The following is a 15,522-nucleotide window of genomic DNA, read 5'->3' on the forward strand; positions in this document are numbered from 1 at the left end:
TCTAAAAGTGCGGTTATTTTAATCGCACAAATTTCACGCCACTGTGCTGCAATAGCAATTTCATTGGATCTTCATCATTCGAGACTGTTTTCTCACGTAATTCAATTAATTTCATCCGTAAATGGGCGAGTTCATGAATTCGTGTTGCCACTTCTTTAATATGTTTGTCTAACACGCGATTTATTTCTTCGGCTTGTTGTTTGGAGGCATTTTCTAAATTCAGTAGGCTTTTTATTTCACTTAATGAAATATCTAAATTTCGGCAGTTACAAATAAATGATAAACGTTGCAAGTGTTCTTCATTATATTGCCGAAAATTGCCTGAAGTGCGTTTGGGGGGCGGGATTAAACCTTGTTGTTCATAATAACGGATGGTTTCTACGGTACAGCCTAAGGCTTTAGCAAGTGCTCCAATTTTCATCAGTTTCCTTAAAAAATGACTTGACTCTAAAGTTACTTTATATTTTATCATGCGTTCAGATTTTCTTAAACAAAAACAAACAAGGAGCATCCAAAATGGAATTAAAAAAAATCGCAGTGGGATTAACCGCACTTTTAGGTATGTCTGTTGCTAACGCTCACAATGTTTGGCTTGAACCTGCTTCAGCCCAAGGTGAATACGTGGTGAAATTTGGACATGAACAAACTGAAACCTATCCAGAATCTAAACTTAAATCTATCCAAGCCTTAAATGCTCAAGGAAAATTAACCGCAGTTGACTATCAATTCAGAAATGGTGAAGCCTATCTTATGCCTAAATCAGATTTAGTATTCGTTCATTTCGATAATGGTGTATGGTCAAAATTACCAAGCGGTAAATACGTTGAAAAAACAAAACGTGAAGAACCAACAGCAGAATTTAGTACCAATCCTGTTAAATTTGGTAAAGCAATTTTGAAATGGGATGCTGAATCTTTCAAATCTCATCAACAAGCTTACGAATTGATTCCTCAAGAAAAAGCACAAGCAAACAAACCACTTTCTATCCTTGTTTTACATAATGGTAAACCAGTTCAAGGCATTAAAGTGGGCGTGAGTGAAGATGCACCGTTTAATTTAACTAATGAAAAAGGTGTTGCTCAATTTACGCCAGTTAAAGGCTTCAACAAAGTATGGGCTGAGTTTGAGGAAAAAGTAACTAATAATGCGGATTACGATCGTCGCTCTGTAGAATATATGTTAACTTTTGATGCGCAATAATATGGATTTGGGATGAAGAAAATTGTTTTTTTAACCGCACTTTTTGCGGCTTGCTATCTCCCGAATGCTTATGCCCACGCGCTTTATGTGTTTGCCCAATATGATGGGCAAACACTCTCTGGCAAATCCTATTATTCTGATATGACCCCAGCGGCTGAAACTTATTTGGAAGTTTTCCGCTCAGGTGTTGCTGATCCGGTTTTAACTGGAAAAACTGACCGCCAAGGCGCATTTAAACTTTCGATTGCTGATGTGCCACATACCACCTTAAAAGTGGTGGTAGAAGGCGATGAAGGACACCGTGCATCAGTTGTTGCTGCTCATACATCTGCCGAAAATCAAAGCGGTGCAGATTTAATGCTGATTCGTGAAGATATTGCGCATTTAAAAGATAAAATTTATTTGCATGATATTTTAGGTGGAATCGGTTATATCGTTGGTATTGCTGGACTTATTGCTTTACGTAATGCGCGTAAAATTAAACAAGGACGTATTTAATGCATTTATCTGAAGGCGTGTTACATACGCCTATTTTATTAGCTGGCGCAGTGCTTGCTGTTGCGGGCATTGCTGTGGGGTTACGTCGTTTAGAATCAGAACGTTTACCGCTCACCGCACTTTTTGCTGCGGCATTTTTTGTGGCAGGAACCATTCATGTGCCCGTAGGAATTGGTAGCGTGCATTTAATTTTAAATGGCATGGCTGGTTTATTCCTAGGGTGGGCTGTATTTCCTGCATTCCTCATCGCACTTTTATTGCAAGTCATCTTCTTTTCTTTTGGCGGATTTGCAGTGTTAGGTGTCAATCTCTGCGTGATGGCAACGCCAGCGGTGATCGCTCATTATCTTTTCCGTTCTCGTTTACAACCACACATGGCTTTAAAAGATCGCTTATTAGTCGGTATTGGAGCTGGCGTAATTGGCGTTGGCGGGGCAGGCGCACTTGCTTCTTTTGTGCTGATGTTAGATGGTGGAAAAAGTTATCTGAATCTTGTTTGGCTCTTGCTAGTCTCTCATATTCCGGTATTTATTTTGGATAGCATTATCAGCGTAGGGGTGATTAGCTTGCTTGGTAAAATGTATCCTGAAGTCATGAATCGTACCGAGAATGTCTCTTAATGAAAATTCACCGTTTATTTCAACCGCACTTTAGGTTGATTTATCTGTTTATCTGGGGGCTAATCATTAGTGGATTGAGTGATCTCACTTGGCTTATCCCCCTTAATGTGCTTGCAGTTTCTCTCTTTTTTATTTCACTGCGGTTCAGTCAAAAATCTTTTTTCCCTTACCTTAAACGTTGGTTTGCTTTAGTCATTTTTATTGCTTTAATGTGGGCGACATTAAGTTGGAAAATTGGCGGAAATGGCATTGAACTCAATTTCCAAGGGATAGAATTAGCAGAAAAATTGAGTTTAAGGACTCATTTATTGTTGATTTCTCTTTGGCTTTTTTTATGGAATATTAATGATGCGGTGCTTGTTCAAGCCATGGGGAAATTGCCTTTGCCAGAAAAATTAATTCAACTTTTTGTACTGACCGTACGTTACATTGCACTGCTTGGCGAATTGCGTCAAAAGATGGATATTGCCATGCGCGCTCGTGGATTTCGTCCTCGGCTTAATCGCCGAACCCTTTATGTGACCGCTCAAAGTGTCGCTTTATTATTGATTCATGCCCTATTGAAAGCCGAAACGGCGCAAATGGCTTTAAAATGTCGTGGTTTTCAGTTCGCTAAAAAGAGAGAAAAATAATATGTTAGCTGTAAATAATCTTTATATAGAACGCAATGGTAGAGCGATTATTCAAGATTTGAGTTTTACCTTGGAAGGTCAAAAACGTCTTTTCGTACAAGGGGAAATTGGCTCAGGAAAAACCACTTTACTGCTTGCTTTATTGGGATTTGTTCCCGTAACTAAAGGTGAAATTCAATTATTTGGTCAAGTTTGTCGTGAAGAAAAAGATTTCGCACCCTTTCGTGGCACGATTGGTATTTGTTTTCAAAATGCCGATGATCAACTTTTTGGCCCAACAGTATTGGATGATATTGCCTTTGGACCATTAAACCAAAATGTGCCTAGAGAGCAGGCGTATCATATCGCAGAGCAGCAATTAGAGCGTCTTGGTATTACACGTTTAAAAGATCGTATGGTGCATACCTTATCTGGTGGTGAGAAAAATTTTACCGCACTTGCGGGTGTCTTAGCGATGCAGCCAAAAATCTTATTATTAGATGAACCCACCAATGGATTAGATCGAAAAAATACTGAAAAATTGACCGCACTTTTGCGTGAACTTTCCTTACCAATGTTGATTTCATCCCATCATCATGGATTTATTAACGAATTAGCCACAGAAATTATCAGTTTATGATCTTCATCAAAAAGCCGAATTTTGATTGTGCTATGCTTGTTGCAAATTTGTTGACAAAGCTCAGGGCTTTGAGTGTTTTAAACATTATTTCTGTTGAAAGTCAGTTTGAAAACTCAGCCCAAATAAGCACATTAAAACGGAGGATTTATGTGTACAACCTGTGGCTGCGGACATCCAGAGCAAGTCCGTATTGGTGAATTGCCTCATACTCATGATGATCAAGGAAGTCATCAATCAGGTACGCCAAACTTTTCACATTCAACATTTCATTTCAATAAACCAGTCGATGCAGACGATACTCAAAAACGTTTGTTAAAAATCGAACAAGATGTTCTCGGAAAAAATAATCAACTCGCGGATCACAACCGAGCATTCTTTGCTAAACAACATATTTTAGCCTTAAATCTTGTATCGAGTCCGGGTTCAGGTAAAACTACCCTTTTAACGACGACGCTAAATGCCCTCAAAAATGACCGCACTTGTTATGTAATCGAAGGCGATCAACAAACTGAAAATGATGCAGATCGTATTCGTGCGACTGGTGTGCCGGCTATTCAAGTAAATACAGGCAAAGGCTGCCACTTGGATGCACAAATGATTAGCGAAGCAATGGTGAAATTAAGACCTCAAGCTGACAGCATTATGTTTATCGAAAATGTGGGAAATTTAGTTTGTCCATCTGAATTTGATCTTGGTGAAAAAGCGAAAGTGGTGATTTTATCTGTGACAGAAGGCGAAGATAAACCGCTTAAATACCCGCATATGTTTGCCGCATCAAGTTTGATGATTTTAAATAAAGTGGATTTATTACCTTATTTGAAATTTGATGTAGAACAATGCATTGCCAATGCAAAACGTGTGAATCCAAATATTGAAGTGATTCAACTTTCTGCTACCACTGAACAAGGTCTCAGTGAGTGGTTAAATTGGCTAGAACAACAACGTAAACAAGGATAATCGATGCGATTTGTTGATGAATTTCGCGATCCTGAACTTGCCCGTAGTTTAGTGGCGCAACTTGAAAAATTGATGGAGAAAATGCCGCACTTTACGGCGCAGAATCCATTGTATTTAATGGAAGTGTGTGGCGGGCATACCCATACGATTTTTAAATTTGGGTTGGATCGGCTATTGCCAAAAAGTATCGAATTTATTCATGGCCCAGGTTGCCCTGTCTGTGTGCTTCCGATGGGGCGTATTGATGTCTGTATTGAAATTGCGCTAAAACCTGATGTCATTTTCTGTACTTTTGGTGACGCAATGCGAGTGAAAGGCCGCAAAGGTTCGCTGTTAGAAGCAAAAGCGAAAGGCGCAGATGTTCGCATTGTGTATTCACCTTTGGATGCATTGAATATTGCACAAAATAATCCGAATAAAAAAGTCGTCTTTTTTTCCTTAGGATTTGAAACGACAATGCCGAGCACGGCAGTAACGCTTCAACAAGCTAAAAAACTGGGAACAAAAAATTTCTGGATTGTTTGCCAAAACATCACCATTATTCCAACGTTACATAGCTTGCTGGCTCAAGATCAAGTCAAAATTGATGGTTTTCTTGCGCCAGGGCATGTGAGTATGGTGATTGGTTCATCGCCTTATCAAGGGATTGTCGATAAATATCACAAACCTTTCGTGATTACAGGTTTTGAACCTTTAGATATTTTGCAGGCGATTGTGATGTTAGTGCAGCAATTTGTTGATGGCCGTTGTGAAATCGAAAATCAATATAAACGCATTGTTGATGATCACGGAAATGCTTTGGCCCAACATTCAATGCAAGAAGTATTCCAGCTTAAAGCAAGCAGTGAATGGCGTGGCTTGGGGGAAATTGAACAATCAGGTGTGGAATTGACGGAGGCTTATCGTGAATTTGATGCCGAAATTTATTTCCAAAGCCAAGCACAACAGGTGGCGGATGATCCTAATTCTCGTTGTGGCGATGTCTTGACTGGGCGTTGTAAACCATCTGATTGCCCATTATTTGGTACAGGTTGTAATCCTGATAACGCTTATGGCGCATTAATGGTTTCTTCCGAAGGCGCATGTGCAGCCTATTATCAATATCGGAGAGAATAAAATGAGCGAATTTATCACTATGGCTCACGGTAATGGTGGTGCAGCCATGCAAAAATTGATTCAAGATTATTTTGTTGAAGCCTTTGCTAATCCTATTTTGGCGCAAGGAGAAGATCAGGCAAGAATTCCATTAACAGAATTAGCAAAGCAAGGCGAAACACTGTCATTTAGTACGGATAGTTTTGTCATTGATCCCATTTTTTTTCCTGGTGGTAACATCGGGAAATTAGCGGTGTGCGGCACGGCAAATGATGTGGCGGTGTGCGGGGCGATACCAAAATATTTATCCTGTGGCTTTATTTTGGAAGAAGGATTGCCACTTGCGGATCTTAAAGCAATTATTCAATCAATGGCTGAAACCGCAAAAGCGGCAGGTATTCAAGTTGTTACTGGCGATACAAAAGTGGTACAAAAAGGCGCAGTGGATAAGATTTTTATCAATACCAGTGGAATTGGTGTTATTCCTCAAAATTTGGATTGGGGTGTTCATAACATTCAGGCTGGCGATAAAATCATTGTTAGCGGCACTATTGGGGATCATGGCGCAACAATCTTAAATTTACGTGAAAAACTGGGTATCCAAACGGATCTTCATAGTGATTGCGCCGTGCTTTATCCATTGATTGAAAATTTACGCGAAGTAGATGGCGTAAAAGCGGTTCGAGATGCGACCCGTGGGGGAGTTAATGCTGTTTTGCATGAATTTGCACAGGCGCAACAGCTAGGCATGAATATTGATGAACAAGCCTTGCCAATTCGCCAAGAAGTGCGGGGAATTTGTGAATTACTTGGTCTTGAAGCATTAAACTTCGCTAATGAAGGGAAATTAGTTATTGTTGCCTCCGCTGAAAAAACACCAGAAATTTTGACCGCACTTCATCGTCATCCATTAGGTGAAAATTCGGCTGTGATTGGTGAAGTGACAACCGATAAAAAAGTCCGTTTAGTGGGCATTTTTGGACAAAGTCGATTATTAGATTTACCAACAAATGAACCATTGCCAAGAATTTGTTAATGATTAGATAAAATCAATACTTTATAAAAATTAAATAGGCGAAGTGATTTCTCAACTTAGCAGAAATCCCCTAGAACAGCTAGAGTAGTTTATCCATCACTGGCAATTTCTCTCAAATGGTGCAGAAGGCTACCGCACTATAGAAACTACAATGATTGGTGTGGGTGCTGATTATATTTCATCCTAAACAATGAGAGCTAAAGCCCTTTCTGGGCTTTATTTTCTTGCGGTAAATCGTGCCTTTACAGGCATACGCAATGCAATTCGCTCACGGTTTAATGCTAAAGCATTTTCTGTGGGCAAATAATTTTGCCAAAGATTAGGATCATCTGGTAGCTCCTCTGCCCAAAAATATTGGGCATTGAAACCACGAGCAAGACACTCTTCATGCAATAGATTGTAACGTTGCTTTAAAAAAGCAAGTTTATTAAAGAAAAATCGTACATGTCCTTCGCCTAATTTATAATCTTCAGGCTGCCCTTTTAAGCTAAATTTTCCTTTCGCAACAGCATTTGGAATCCGTGTTAGCTCTCTATGTTCCGCTAATAGATGCTGATCGCAAAGTTCAGCAGGAGGAACAAGGTTAATTCTGGTCATAAAATCTCTCTTTATTATTTCATATCCATATCCCATCGAGTAACGAATATGAGTGATTCCGCTAATAATGTGCTAGGTAATAACAAGGTAGCAGTTACTAAAACTAAGGTGAGTAGAAAAACTAAATTATTGCTTTTATTGAAAACTTAGAAGAGGAAAAATAAAGGGGTGGTGGAGCTGGGGGGAGTTGAACCCCCGTCCGAAATTACTCTACCTTCAGCACTACACGTTTAGTCTAGTCTTTAATTTCACTTAAGCATGCGGACAGACACGCTAAACTTAAGCTAGTTTGATTCAATTTAGTGCTTCGATCCTCAAACGGCGGCTTCCACACGATCTCGTTTTGGGTTGACTCCGCGTTATCCCCGTCTTACGAGCGGAAGCTGGGGCGCGAAGGCTAAATGCAGGTTATTAAGCTGCTAAAGCGTATTGTTCGTCGTTTGCGACTATTTTTTGCGGTTTATTTACGAGGCCTACCGCACCTCGACGTGCACCTTGGGCTTCGCTAATCCCGTCGAATCCAGAATCAGCCCCAAAATTATGCGCTAGTCTAACAAAAAACAAGCAGAAGAAAAAGAGCGGTATTTATTAAATGTGTGAGTTAGGGTAAAATTTCGGCGTTTTTTATAGGAGAAAATAATGTCATTTTTTAAATATTTAGTACTAGCTTTGTTTGCAGCTAGTTGTTCAATTTCTTCTGCAATTGCAAAAGAAAATGTTTCAAAGGAAAAACCTAAAAGTGTAGAAAAAACTGCAACTGCAGAAAAAAGCTACCCTAAGTATGTTAACTATGCTATTTCTATTGATGTTGGCGATAGAGATATTGTGGTAGGCGAGGATGGTCAAGCGCTTTCTCGCTTTAAATATACCATTACAAATAAAAGTGAATTCCCGATTCAAAATATTCAATGGATGAGTGTGTATGTACATAATCGTCAAGTTGTGCATAGCCAAGATATGCAAATAGAATTAGAAAATACCTTATTGCCAGGTAAGACACTGACAATTAATTTACAAATTCCATTTGCTCAAATTGATGAAAAATACCGTTCAATTTTTATGAATACGCAAGAACCTATTCATGTTTATAAAATTGAACGTTCAGTCATGTTTAAAGATAAGAAAGTCGTTTCTGATAATTAAATATGTATGCTTGAACAGTAATTGAAGTGCGGTTATACTAAATAAAATTTAACCGCACTTTTTTTATGCTACAAGATAAAAAAATTATTCACATTGATATGGATTGTTTTTACGCATCGATTGAGATTCGTGAAAACCCTAATTTGCAGGGAAAGCCTGTTGCTGTAGGTGGTTCTTCTCGTCAACGTGGTGTATTAACAACTTGTAATTATGAGGCGAGAAAATTTGGTTTGCATAGTGCAATGCCAACAGCTCAAGCCATAAAAAAGTGTCCTAATCTTATTCTTGTGCCCGTGAATATGACGTTGTATAAACAAGTTTCGGCACAAATTCATCAAATCTTCCAGCGTTACACCGATATAATTGAACCACTTTCTTTAGATGAAGCTTATTTAGATGTCACGCACTGCCAAAAATGTTCTGGCTCAGCGACTTGGATCGCACAAGAAATTCGCCAAGCAATTTTTGATGAGTTGAATTTAACTGCCTCGGCAGGCGTGGCGCCTTTAAAATTCCTTGCCAAAATCGCTTCGGATATGAATAAACCTAATGGGCAATTTGTGATTAAGCCTAATGAAGTCGAGGAATTCATTAAAACCTTATCTTTAAATAAGATTCCTGGTGTGGGTAAAGTGACATCACAACGATTACTCGATATGGGATTAGAAACTTGTGCTGACATTCAAAACTTTGATCAAATCGCCTTATTAAATCAATTTGGTAAGGCAGGTAAACGAATTTGGGATTTTAGCCACGGCATTGATGATCGTGAAGTACAAGCCCATCGTGAACGTAAATCAGTCGGCGTAGAACAAACTTTGCTTGAAAACATTCACACAATTGAGCAAGCTTCAGCCTTATTGAATAATCTTTATCAAGAGCTAATTCGTCGCCTTGATCGTGTTAGCCGTAATATACCGTTATCTTCATTACGTAAAATTGGCATAAAGCTTAAATTTGAAGATTTTCAAGTAACTACTTTAGAGAAAACAGGTTTACCCCTTTCTTTGGAGAGTTTTCAGCAATTACTTCCTCAAATTTTTATGCGAGCAAAAGGGCGATCGATTCGTTTGATCGGGCTACATGTCAATTTACCCGAAGAAAATAAACAAGAACAAATGAGCCTCTGGTGATATAATCTCACGGTTTTTTAGGAGTCGATACCATGGAACATAAATTAGAAGATATTATCGCGATTTTTAATCAATGTTTTGAAGAGGAATACAACACTCGCTTAGTCAAAGGCGGTGAAGAACCCATTTATTTACCCGCAAATGATGACGTGCCTTATAACGCGATTTATTTTGCGCGAGGATTTTACAGCAGTGCATTGCACGAAATTGCCCATTGGTTAGTGGCAGGCAAAGAACGCCGTAAACTAGAAGATTTTGGTTATTGGTATGAGCCAGATGGACGTTCAGAAGAACGCCAGCGTGACTTTGAAAAAGTTGAAGTTAAACCGCAAGCATTAGAGTGGATTTTGGCGACGGCGGCAGGTTTTCGTTATTTTGCCAGTGCGGATAATTTGAATGGCAATCCGGGCGATACACAGCCTTTTAAACAAGCCGTGTATGAACAAGTGAAAATCTATGCGGAAAAAGGTTTACCAAAACGAGCTGAAACGTTACGCCATGCTCTTGCTATGTTTTATGGCACAGAAGATCGTATTGATTTAAGTAAATTTGATGTGACACGTATTTAAAGAGCGGTGATTTTTAACCGCACTTTTGACACTGTCAATTTTCCCTAAAATCGGCTAGAATACGCCGATTTTATTTTCGGTGATTTACAAATGATGAAAGATTCCATTATTGCAAAATTAGAAAGTTTAAAAGAACGTTATGAAGAGCTAGAAGCCTTATTGGGCGATGTTTCTGTAATTAGTGATCAGGATAAATTCCGTGCTTATTCTAAAGAATATTCGCAACTTGAAGAAGTGGTGAAATGTTTTAATCGTTGGACGCAATTAAATCAAAATATTGAAGAAGCTGAAATATTGCTCGACGATCCTGAAATGAAAGAAATGGCGCAAATAGAAATCGAAGAATCCAAAGCGGAAATTGAAGAAGTGGAACAACAACTTCAAATTCTTTTACTGCCGAAAGATCCTAATGATGAATATAACTGCTATTTAGAAATCCGTGCGGGAACAGGTGGCGATGAAGCGGGTATTTTTGCTGGGGATTTATTCCGCATGTATAGCCGCTATGCAGAAAGTAAACGCTGGCGCGTCGAAATGCTCAGTGCTAACGAAAGTGAGCAAGGCGGTTATAAAGAAGTGATTGTTAAAGTCACTGGTGAAGGTGTGTATGGACAGTTGAAGTTTGAGTCTGGCGGTCATCGTGTGCAACGCGTACCAAAAACTGAATCACAAGGTCGTATTCATACCTCTGCTTGTACCGTTGCGGTAATGCCAGAATTGCCAGAGTCTGAAATGCCAGAAATTAATCCAGCAGATTTACGTATTGATACTTATCGCTCATCAGGCGCTGGTGGTCAGCATGTAAATACGACGGATTCTGCGGTGCGTATTACACATATTCCAACTGGTATTGTGGTGGAATGTCAGGATGAGCGTTCACAGCACAAAAATAAAGCGAAAGCGATGTCGGTATTAGCGTCACGTATTGTTCAAGCAGAGCAAGAACGCCAAGCTGCGGAACAAACAGATATGCGCCGTAACTTATTAGGTTCGGGCGATCGTTCTGATAAAATTCGTACATATAATTATCCGCAAGGTCGAGTGACTGATCATCGTATCAATCTCACTATTTACCGTTTGGATGAAGTGATGAATGGTAAAATTGATGAACTGATTCAGCCGATTATTACCGAATATCAAGCGGATCAGTTGGCGGCATTGTCTGAACAGAATTAATGATAGGGGCATCTGATTTCAGATGTCCTTTTTAACTTTACAGGGAAATAAAATGATCATTGAAAATCAAAAAGATGCGGAATTTTCTTCTGTTTTCAAACCTTCTCAACCTGCTCAAGCAAGCCGTTTTAAACGTTGGCTTGCGAGTATGATTAATGGGCTTGTGCTTTGGGTGATGGTTGGTCTCGGTTTTGCATTGGGGGATTTTGCCGGTGTAGTGGGGACGATTGTATATGCTGGTTTTCAGTTATATTTCATGAAAACTTATGGTCAAACAATGGCAAAACGCTGGTTAGGCTTACGTGTATTTAATTATCATACCCATCAACCCGTTGAATTTGGTAAATACATCGGTCGCGAAATTATTGATATTTTATTAGCGTGGACAAGTTTCTTATTGATTATTAGCGGTATTGTTGCACTTGTGCGCGATGATCGTCGTTCTTTAACTGATTTAGTGGCTGGCACGATTGTGTTAAAAGACGAAAAATAATGAATTATAAAGAATGGCTGGCACAAGCAATTGCGGATTTGGCACAAAAAAATCCCACTGAAAATAGTAAAATTGATGCGCTTGTGCTTCTTCAACATGCTACTGGCAAATCGCGTACCCAAATCCTTGCTTTTGATGATAGCGAAATTGATGAGAAAGTGCGGTTAAATTTGACCGCACTTTTAGATCGTCGTCTAAAAGGTGAACCTATCGCTTATATTCTTGGCGAAAAAGAATTTTGGTCGTTGCCATTAAATGTCTCAAAAGGCACCTTGATTCCAAGACCAGATACCGAAATTTTAGTGGAAAAGGCATTACAAATTGCTTTGGAAAAACTGGAAAAAAATCCACCGCACTTTCGTATTCTTGATCTTGGCACAGGCACAGGCGCTATCGCGTTAGCATTAGCATCGGAGCTTTCCTCTATTTGTCAAAAACAACAGATTTCATTAGAAATCATTGGAGTTGATCTTATGCCCGATGTTGTGGCGTTAGCTCAATCTAATGCGGAAAGAAATAACTTAAATGTACAATTTTTACAGAGTAGTTGGTTTGAAAATATAACAGGGCAGTTTGATCTTATCGTCAGCAACCCGCCTTATATTGATGCGCAAAATGAACATTTAGGTCAAGGCGATGTGCGTTTTGAACCACTTTCTGCATTAGTTGCCAATGATGCCGGTTATGCTGATTTACGTCATATTATTGAATTAGCGTCGAGTTATTTGAACTCTAATGGCGCATTACTACTTGAACACGGATGGCAACAAGGCGAAAAAGTGCGGTCAATTTTCCAAGAAAATCATTGGGAAATGGTTGAAACCGTGCGTGATTATGGTGACAATGAGCGCGTCACTTTAGGTTTTTGGAAGAAGTAATGAAATATTATCGACGTGCGTTATACGATCAATTTGTGCATTTTTATAATACCATCTCAGATGATGGATCATCAGAAGCACAAATTCGGGGAAAAATTGGCGGGTTTGTACGTCGAGCGCGTAAAGAAATTTCGCCAGATTGGCCGAAAGAAGAGCAGATTCATCAGTTACTACAGCTATTTTATGGTGATTGGGGCTTTCATTGCGATCCAGAAGAGTATTTCTATACACGCAATTTATATTTGCCTTATGTGTTGGAGCATCGTCAAGGAATGCCAGTGACGCTTGGGGCAATTGTGCTTTATTTAGCCGAGGTATTGGATTTGCCTATTTACCCCGTAAATTTCCCAACACAACTCATTTTACGTGCCGAAGTAAGAGATGAAGTAGCTTTTATTGATCCTTGGGATGGCACTTATATATCGCAAGAAAAATTGCAGCAACTTTATGAAGGGGCATTTGGCTTTGGTGTGCAAATTCAACCTGAAGAACTTGATAGAGCCGATCTTTCTTTACTTTATTCTCGTTTTGAACAACTGGCGAAGAATGCGCTTATCCGCGAAGAACATAACGACATGGCATACCGTTATATTGAAAATTTATTGATTGGTAATGATAAAGATCCTTATCACATCCGTGATCGCGGTTTAGTTTTAGCTCAGATGGGTGCTTACCCTTCGGCATTAAAAGATTTAGAATTTTTTGTAGAACGTTGTCCGGAAGACCCGACTGCGGCCTTAATCCGAACTCAACTTTTAGAACTAAAGGGCGAGATTGATAAAGATCCTTTTGCCCTCCATTGATTTAAGGAAAATTTATGCAAAATAAAATTGTAAAAATTGGCAATATTGATGTTGCAAATGACAAACCTTTCGTGCTTTTTGGTGGAATGAACGTACTTGAAAGCCGAGATATGGCAATGCAAGTCTGTGAAGCTTATGTGAAAGTGACAGAGAAACTTGGCGTGCCTTATGTGTTTAAGGCTTCTTTTGACAAAGCGAATCGTTCGTCTATTCATTCTTACCGTGGCCCAGGTATGGAAGAAGGCTTAAAAATTTTTCAAGAATTAAAAGATACCTTTGGGGTAAAAATTATTACTGATGTACACGAAATCTACCAATGTCAGCCTGTTGCTAATGTTGTCGATATTATTCAACTTCCCGCCTTTTTGGCGCGTCAAACAGATCTCGTTGAAGCCATGGCAAAAACAGGTGCAGTGATTAATGTGAAAAAACCACAATTCTTAAGCCCGGGTCAAATGGGTAATATCGTGGAAAAAATCGAAGAATGCGGTAATGATAAAATCATTCTTTGTGATCGCGGTACAAACTTTGGATACGATAATTTAATTGTGGATATGCTTGGCTTCAGCGTGATGAAAAAGGCATCTAAGGGCAGCCCGGTTATTTTTGATGTAACCCATTCACTTCAATGCCGTGATCCATTTGGGGCCGCATCAGGTGGCCGTCGCGCGCAAGTAACCGAATTAGCGCGTTCTGGTTTAGCGGTAGGAATTGCTGGTTTATTCTTAGAAGCGCATCCAAATCCAAATCAAGCGAAGTGTGATGGCCCATCTGCATTGCCTCTTTCTGCACTTGAAGGCTTTGTCTCTCAAATGAAAGCGATTGATGATTTAGTAAAATCTTTCCCAGAATTGGATACTTCAATCTAAGAAAATATTTAAGCAAAAGTGCGGTTAATTTTGACCGCACTTTGATCTGCACCCCAAAACCTGGACACCTAATTTGAGGTGCAGATTATGTCCTACTCTTATCAATTTCGTTTGAAAATTATCAAACTGGTCACCGAACAGGATTATGGTATCCGTGAGGTGGCTAAACTTCATAAAATTTCCCACTCTCTCGTTATTTATTGGCTAAAAGCATTTCGGGAAAGAGGGCTTGATGGCGTAAAATCGACTTATACAGGCCTTCAAACACCGAAAATAGTAAAGCCAAAAAATGAAAAAGAAAGGCATTGAAATTCCAGAAACCACAGACTTTTCACCTAAGCGTTTAAAAAGCTGCAACGAGAGCTCGCCTTGGCTCGTGCGGAGATTGCTTATCTAAAGGAGTTGGAGGCGCTCGACCGTCAAAAACAACGACAGAAAAAAGAAAAATCATTGAAAGCTTGAAGCCAAACCACGCGTTAAATGATTTATTTCGAGTGGCTAAAATGCCTCGCTCAAGCTTTTACTATAAAGAGATTAAGCGAAACTATTACGAAGCTAAAGAAGCTATTTTATCGCTGTATAAAAAGAACAGAAAACGAGATGGTTATCACCCAATGACGTTTAAATTATGCCAAATGGGTTTTAATTTGAATCATAAAACGGTGTTAAAGCTAATGAACGAGTTAGGTATTCATTCCATTTTACGCAAGAAAAGACATTGAAAACGAGGAAAAACATCGCATATTGCCCCGAATTTGCTGGATTGTGATTTTACAGCAACGGCACTTAATCAAAAATGGGTAATGGATGTAACGGAATTTCAGGTTGGGCAAGAAAAGCTTTATTTTCAGCGTTGATGGACTTGGCTAACCGAGAAGTGATTGCCTATAACTTTTCAACACGCCCCAAATTTTCATTGGTGAAAAAGATGTTAGCACAAGGACTTAGTCGGCTTAAACCGACAGAATGCCCGATTATTCATAGCGACCAAGGCGTATTGTATGGCACGGCGGAATGGATGAAAATGTTGGAGGGTAAAGCGGTGCAAAGTATGAGCCGCCGAGGAAATTGCTACGATAATGCGGTGATTGAAAGTTTTTTTTGCGATATTAAAATCAGATTGTTTTTACTCACAGACTTATCATTCAATTGCTGAATTACAGGCTGAAATTGAAGAATATTTAAGTTAACTAACCTGTCCAAC

20 protein-coding genes, 1 other RNA gene and 1 pseudogene are annotated in these 15,522 nt (G+C 39.3%); 19 read left to right on the top strand and 3 right to left on the bottom strand.

Annotated elements, in window-relative coordinates:
- Positions 1-13: 13 nt before the first annotated feature.
- A complete protein-coding gene (locus KP712_RS01780; protein ID WP_005633867.1) occupies positions 14-421 on the bottom strand; it encodes a Cd(II)/Pb(II)-responsive transcriptional regulator in 408 nt (135 codons plus the stop codon).
- A gap of 95 nt (positions 422-516) precedes the next feature.
- On the opposite strand from KP712_RS01780, the gene KP712_RS01785 reads away from it, so the two are divergent.
- The 8 genes from KP712_RS01785 (at position 517) to hypE (ending at position 6,657) form a co-directional block, all read left to right on the top strand.
- Positions 517-1,200, top strand: a complete 684-nt coding sequence (locus tag KP712_RS01785; protein ID WP_215770494.1) for a DUF4198 domain-containing protein — start codon at positions 517-519, stop codon at positions 1,198-1,200.
- Positions 1,201-1,212: 12 nt separating this feature from the next.
- The gene (locus tag KP712_RS01790; protein ID WP_111407294.1) at positions 1,213-1,698 is read left to right on the top strand and encodes a carboxypeptidase regulatory-like domain-containing protein; all 486 of its coding nucleotides are present in this window, start codon (positions 1,213-1,215) and stop codon (positions 1,696-1,698) included.
- Positions 1,698-2,318: a cobalt transporter CbiM gene (cbiM, locus tag KP712_RS01795; protein ID WP_111407295.1), complete on the top strand. Its 621-nt coding sequence runs from the start codon at positions 1,698-1,700 to the stop codon at positions 2,316-2,318. Before KP712_RS01790 ends, cbiM begins: the two co-directional genes overlap by 1 nt.
- A complete protein-coding gene (locus KP712_RS01800; RefSeq protein ID WP_111407296.1) occupies positions 2,318-2,950 on the top strand; it encodes an energy-coupling factor transporter transmembrane protein EcfT in 633 nt (210 codons plus the stop codon). The genes cbiM and KP712_RS01800 overlap by 1 nt, the downstream gene beginning before the upstream one ends.
- Position 2,951: 1 nt before the next feature.
- Positions 2,952-3,569: an energy-coupling factor ABC transporter ATP-binding protein gene (locus KP712_RS01805; RefSeq protein WP_111407297.1), complete on the top strand. Its 618-nt coding sequence runs from the start codon at positions 2,952-2,954 to the stop codon at positions 3,567-3,569.
- Positions 3,570-3,716: 147 nt separating this feature from the next.
- The gene (gene hypB, locus KP712_RS01810) at positions 3,717-4,526 is read left to right on the top strand and encodes a hydrogenase nickel incorporation protein HypB (RefSeq protein ID WP_005645020.1); all 810 of its coding nucleotides are present in this window, start codon (positions 3,717-3,719) and stop codon (positions 4,524-4,526) included.
- A gap of 3 nt (positions 4,527-4,529) precedes the next feature.
- The gene (hypD, locus tag KP712_RS01815; RefSeq protein WP_111407298.1) at positions 4,530-5,642 is read left to right on the top strand and encodes a hydrogenase formation protein HypD; all 1,113 of its coding nucleotides are present in this window, start codon (positions 4,530-4,532) and stop codon (positions 5,640-5,642) included.
- A 1-nt stretch (position 5,643) separates the two neighbouring features.
- A complete protein-coding gene (gene hypE, locus KP712_RS01820) occupies positions 5,644-6,657 on the top strand; it encodes a hydrogenase expression/formation protein HypE (protein WP_111407299.1) in 1,014 nt (337 codons plus the stop codon).
- A 216-nt stretch (positions 6,658-6,873) separates the two neighbouring features.
- Here hypE and KP712_RS01825 read toward each other — a convergent pair whose 3' ends face one another.
- Together KP712_RS01825 and ssrA are read right to left on the bottom strand one after the other, a co-directional pair.
- Positions 6,874-7,254, bottom strand: a complete 381-nt coding sequence (locus KP712_RS01825; RefSeq protein WP_111407300.1) for a pyrimidine dimer DNA glycosylase/endonuclease V — start codon at positions 7,252-7,254, stop codon at positions 6,874-6,876.
- A 169-nt stretch (positions 7,255-7,423) separates the two neighbouring features.
- Positions 7,424-7,788: a transfer-messenger RNA gene (gene ssrA / locus KP712_RS01830) on the bottom strand.
- 105 nt (positions 7,789-7,893) lie between these two features.
- Between ssrA and KP712_RS01835 the strand changes: the two genes are divergently transcribed.
- The 11 genes and pseudogenes from KP712_RS01835 to KP712_RS09210 all read left to right on the top strand — a co-directional run bounded on the left by KP712_RS01835 (position 7,894) and on the right by KP712_RS09210 (position 15,508).
- The gene (locus KP712_RS01835) at positions 7,894-8,397 is read left to right on the top strand and encodes a hypothetical protein (RefSeq protein ID WP_111407301.1); all 504 of its coding nucleotides are present in this window, start codon (positions 7,894-7,896) and stop codon (positions 8,395-8,397) included.
- A 65-nt stretch (positions 8,398-8,462) separates the two neighbouring features.
- Positions 8,463-9,530, top strand: coding sequence for a DNA polymerase IV (gene dinB / locus KP712_RS01840; protein ID WP_111407302.1), 1,068 nt, complete (start codon positions 8,463-8,465; stop codon positions 9,528-9,530).
- A gap of 32 nt (positions 9,531-9,562) precedes the next feature.
- A complete protein-coding gene (locus KP712_RS01845) occupies positions 9,563-10,099 on the top strand; it encodes an elongation factor P hydroxylase (protein ID WP_048953958.1) in 537 nt (178 codons plus the stop codon).
- 93 nt (positions 10,100-10,192) lie between these two features.
- Positions 10,193-11,275 carry a peptide chain release factor 1 gene (gene prfA, locus KP712_RS01850; protein WP_165818728.1) on the top strand — a complete coding sequence of 361 codons (1,083 nt, stop codon included), beginning with the start codon at positions 10,193-10,195 and terminating at the stop codon, positions 11,273-11,275.
- A gap of 52 nt (positions 11,276-11,327) precedes the next feature.
- Positions 11,328-11,768 (top strand): RDD family protein, encoded by a 441-nt coding sequence (locus KP712_RS01855; RefSeq protein WP_165818719.1) that lies wholly within the window; start codon positions 11,328-11,330, stop codon positions 11,766-11,768.
- The gene (gene prmC, locus KP712_RS01860; protein WP_111407305.1) at positions 11,768-12,646 is read left to right on the top strand and encodes a peptide chain release factor N(5)-glutamine methyltransferase; all 879 of its coding nucleotides are present in this window, start codon (positions 11,768-11,770) and stop codon (positions 12,644-12,646) included. Before KP712_RS01855 ends, prmC begins: the two co-directional genes overlap by 1 nt.
- Positions 12,646-13,449, top strand: coding sequence for a SirB1 family protein (locus KP712_RS01865; RefSeq protein ID WP_048953955.1), 804 nt, complete (start codon positions 12,646-12,648; stop codon positions 13,447-13,449). The genes prmC and KP712_RS01865 overlap by 1 nt, the downstream gene beginning before the upstream one ends.
- Positions 13,450-13,463: 14 nt before the next feature.
- Complete coding sequence (gene kdsA, locus KP712_RS01870; RefSeq protein WP_048953954.1) at positions 13,464-14,318, top strand: 3-deoxy-8-phosphooctulonate synthase; 855 nt, start codon at positions 13,464-13,466, stop codon at positions 14,316-14,318.
- Between the two features lie 87 nt (positions 14,319-14,405).
- A pseudogene (locus KP712_RS09180) lies at positions 14,406-14,780 on the top strand (transposase).
- Between the two features lie 41 nt (positions 14,781-14,821).
- Positions 14,822-15,040 carry an IS3 family transposase gene (locus KP712_RS09155; protein ID WP_111407306.1) on the top strand — a complete coding sequence of 73 codons (219 nt, stop codon included), beginning with the start codon at positions 14,822-14,824 and terminating at the stop codon, positions 15,038-15,040.
- Between the two features lie 366 nt (positions 15,041-15,406).
- On the top strand, positions 15,407-15,508 hold the full coding sequence (locus KP712_RS09210) for an IS3 family transposase (protein ID WP_111407308.1): 102 nt from the start codon (positions 15,407-15,409) through the stop codon (positions 15,506-15,508).
- Positions 15,509-15,522: the final 14 nt, after the last annotated feature.

It is taken from the genome of Haemophilus sp. SZY H68 (assembly GCF_018829685.1).
GTDB classification, from domain to species: domain Bacteria; phylum Pseudomonadota; class Gammaproteobacteria; order Enterobacterales; family Pasteurellaceae; genus Haemophilus; species Haemophilus haemolyticus_K.

What these genes read in the sequence shown, in the direction of transcription:
- hypE (WP_111407299.1), top strand. Translation starts at nt 5,644, where the DNA reads ATGAGCGAATTTATCACTATGGCTCACGGTAATGGTGGTGCAGCCATG.
- KP712_RS01805 (WP_111407297.1), top strand. Translation starts at nt 2,952, where the DNA reads ATGTTAGCTGTAAATAATCTTTATATAGAACGCAATGGTAGAGCGATT.
- KP712_RS01825 (WP_111407300.1), bottom strand. Translation starts at nt 7,254, where the DNA reads ATGACCAGAATTAACCTTGTTCCTCCTGCTGAACTTTGCGATCAGCAT.
- dinB (WP_111407302.1), top strand. Translation starts at nt 8,463, where the DNA reads ATGCTACAAGATAAAAAAATTATTCACATTGATATGGATTGTTTTTAC.
- KP712_RS01835 (WP_111407301.1), top strand. Translation starts at nt 7,894, where the DNA reads ATGTCATTTTTTAAATATTTAGTACTAGCTTTGTTTGCAGCTAGTTGT.
- KP712_RS01845 (WP_048953958.1), top strand. Translation starts at nt 9,563, where the DNA reads ATGGAACATAAATTAGAAGATATTATCGCGATTTTTAATCAATGTTTT.
- KP712_RS01855 (WP_165818719.1), top strand. Translation starts at nt 11,328, where the DNA reads ATGATCATTGAAAATCAAAAAGATGCGGAATTTTCTTCTGTTTTCAAA.
- cbiM (WP_111407295.1), top strand. Translation starts at nt 1,698, where the DNA reads ATGCATTTATCTGAAGGCGTGTTACATACGCCTATTTTATTAGCTGGC.
- prmC (WP_111407305.1), top strand. Translation starts at nt 11,768, where the DNA reads ATGAATTATAAAGAATGGCTGGCACAAGCAATTGCGGATTTGGCACAA.
- prfA (WP_165818728.1), top strand. Translation starts at nt 10,193, where the DNA reads ATGAAAGATTCCATTATTGCAAAATTAGAAAGTTTAAAAGAACGTTAT.
- KP712_RS01785 (WP_215770494.1), top strand. Translation starts at nt 517, where the DNA reads ATGGAATTAAAAAAAATCGCAGTGGGATTAACCGCACTTTTAGGTATG.
- hypB (WP_005645020.1), top strand. Translation starts at nt 3,717, where the DNA reads ATGTGTACAACCTGTGGCTGCGGACATCCAGAGCAAGTCCGTATTGGT.
- hypD (WP_111407298.1), top strand. Translation starts at nt 4,530, where the DNA reads ATGCGATTTGTTGATGAATTTCGCGATCCTGAACTTGCCCGTAGTTTA.
- kdsA (WP_048953954.1), top strand. Translation starts at nt 13,464, where the DNA reads ATGCAAAATAAAATTGTAAAAATTGGCAATATTGATGTTGCAAATGAC.
- KP712_RS01800 (WP_111407296.1), top strand. Translation starts at nt 2,318, where the DNA reads ATGAAAATTCACCGTTTATTTCAACCGCACTTTAGGTTGATTTATCTG.
- KP712_RS01790 (WP_111407294.1), top strand. Translation starts at nt 1,213, where the DNA reads ATGAAGAAAATTGTTTTTTTAACCGCACTTTTTGCGGCTTGCTATCTC.
- KP712_RS01780 (WP_005633867.1), bottom strand. Translation starts at nt 421, where the DNA reads ATGAAAATTGGAGCACTTGCTAAAGCCTTAGGCTGTACCGTAGAAACC.
- KP712_RS09155 (WP_111407306.1), top strand. Translation starts at nt 14,822, where the DNA reads ATGCCTCGCTCAAGCTTTTACTATAAAGAGATTAAGCGAAACTATTAC.
- KP712_RS01865 (WP_048953955.1), top strand. Translation starts at nt 12,646, where the DNA reads ATGAAATATTATCGACGTGCGTTATACGATCAATTTGTGCATTTTTAT.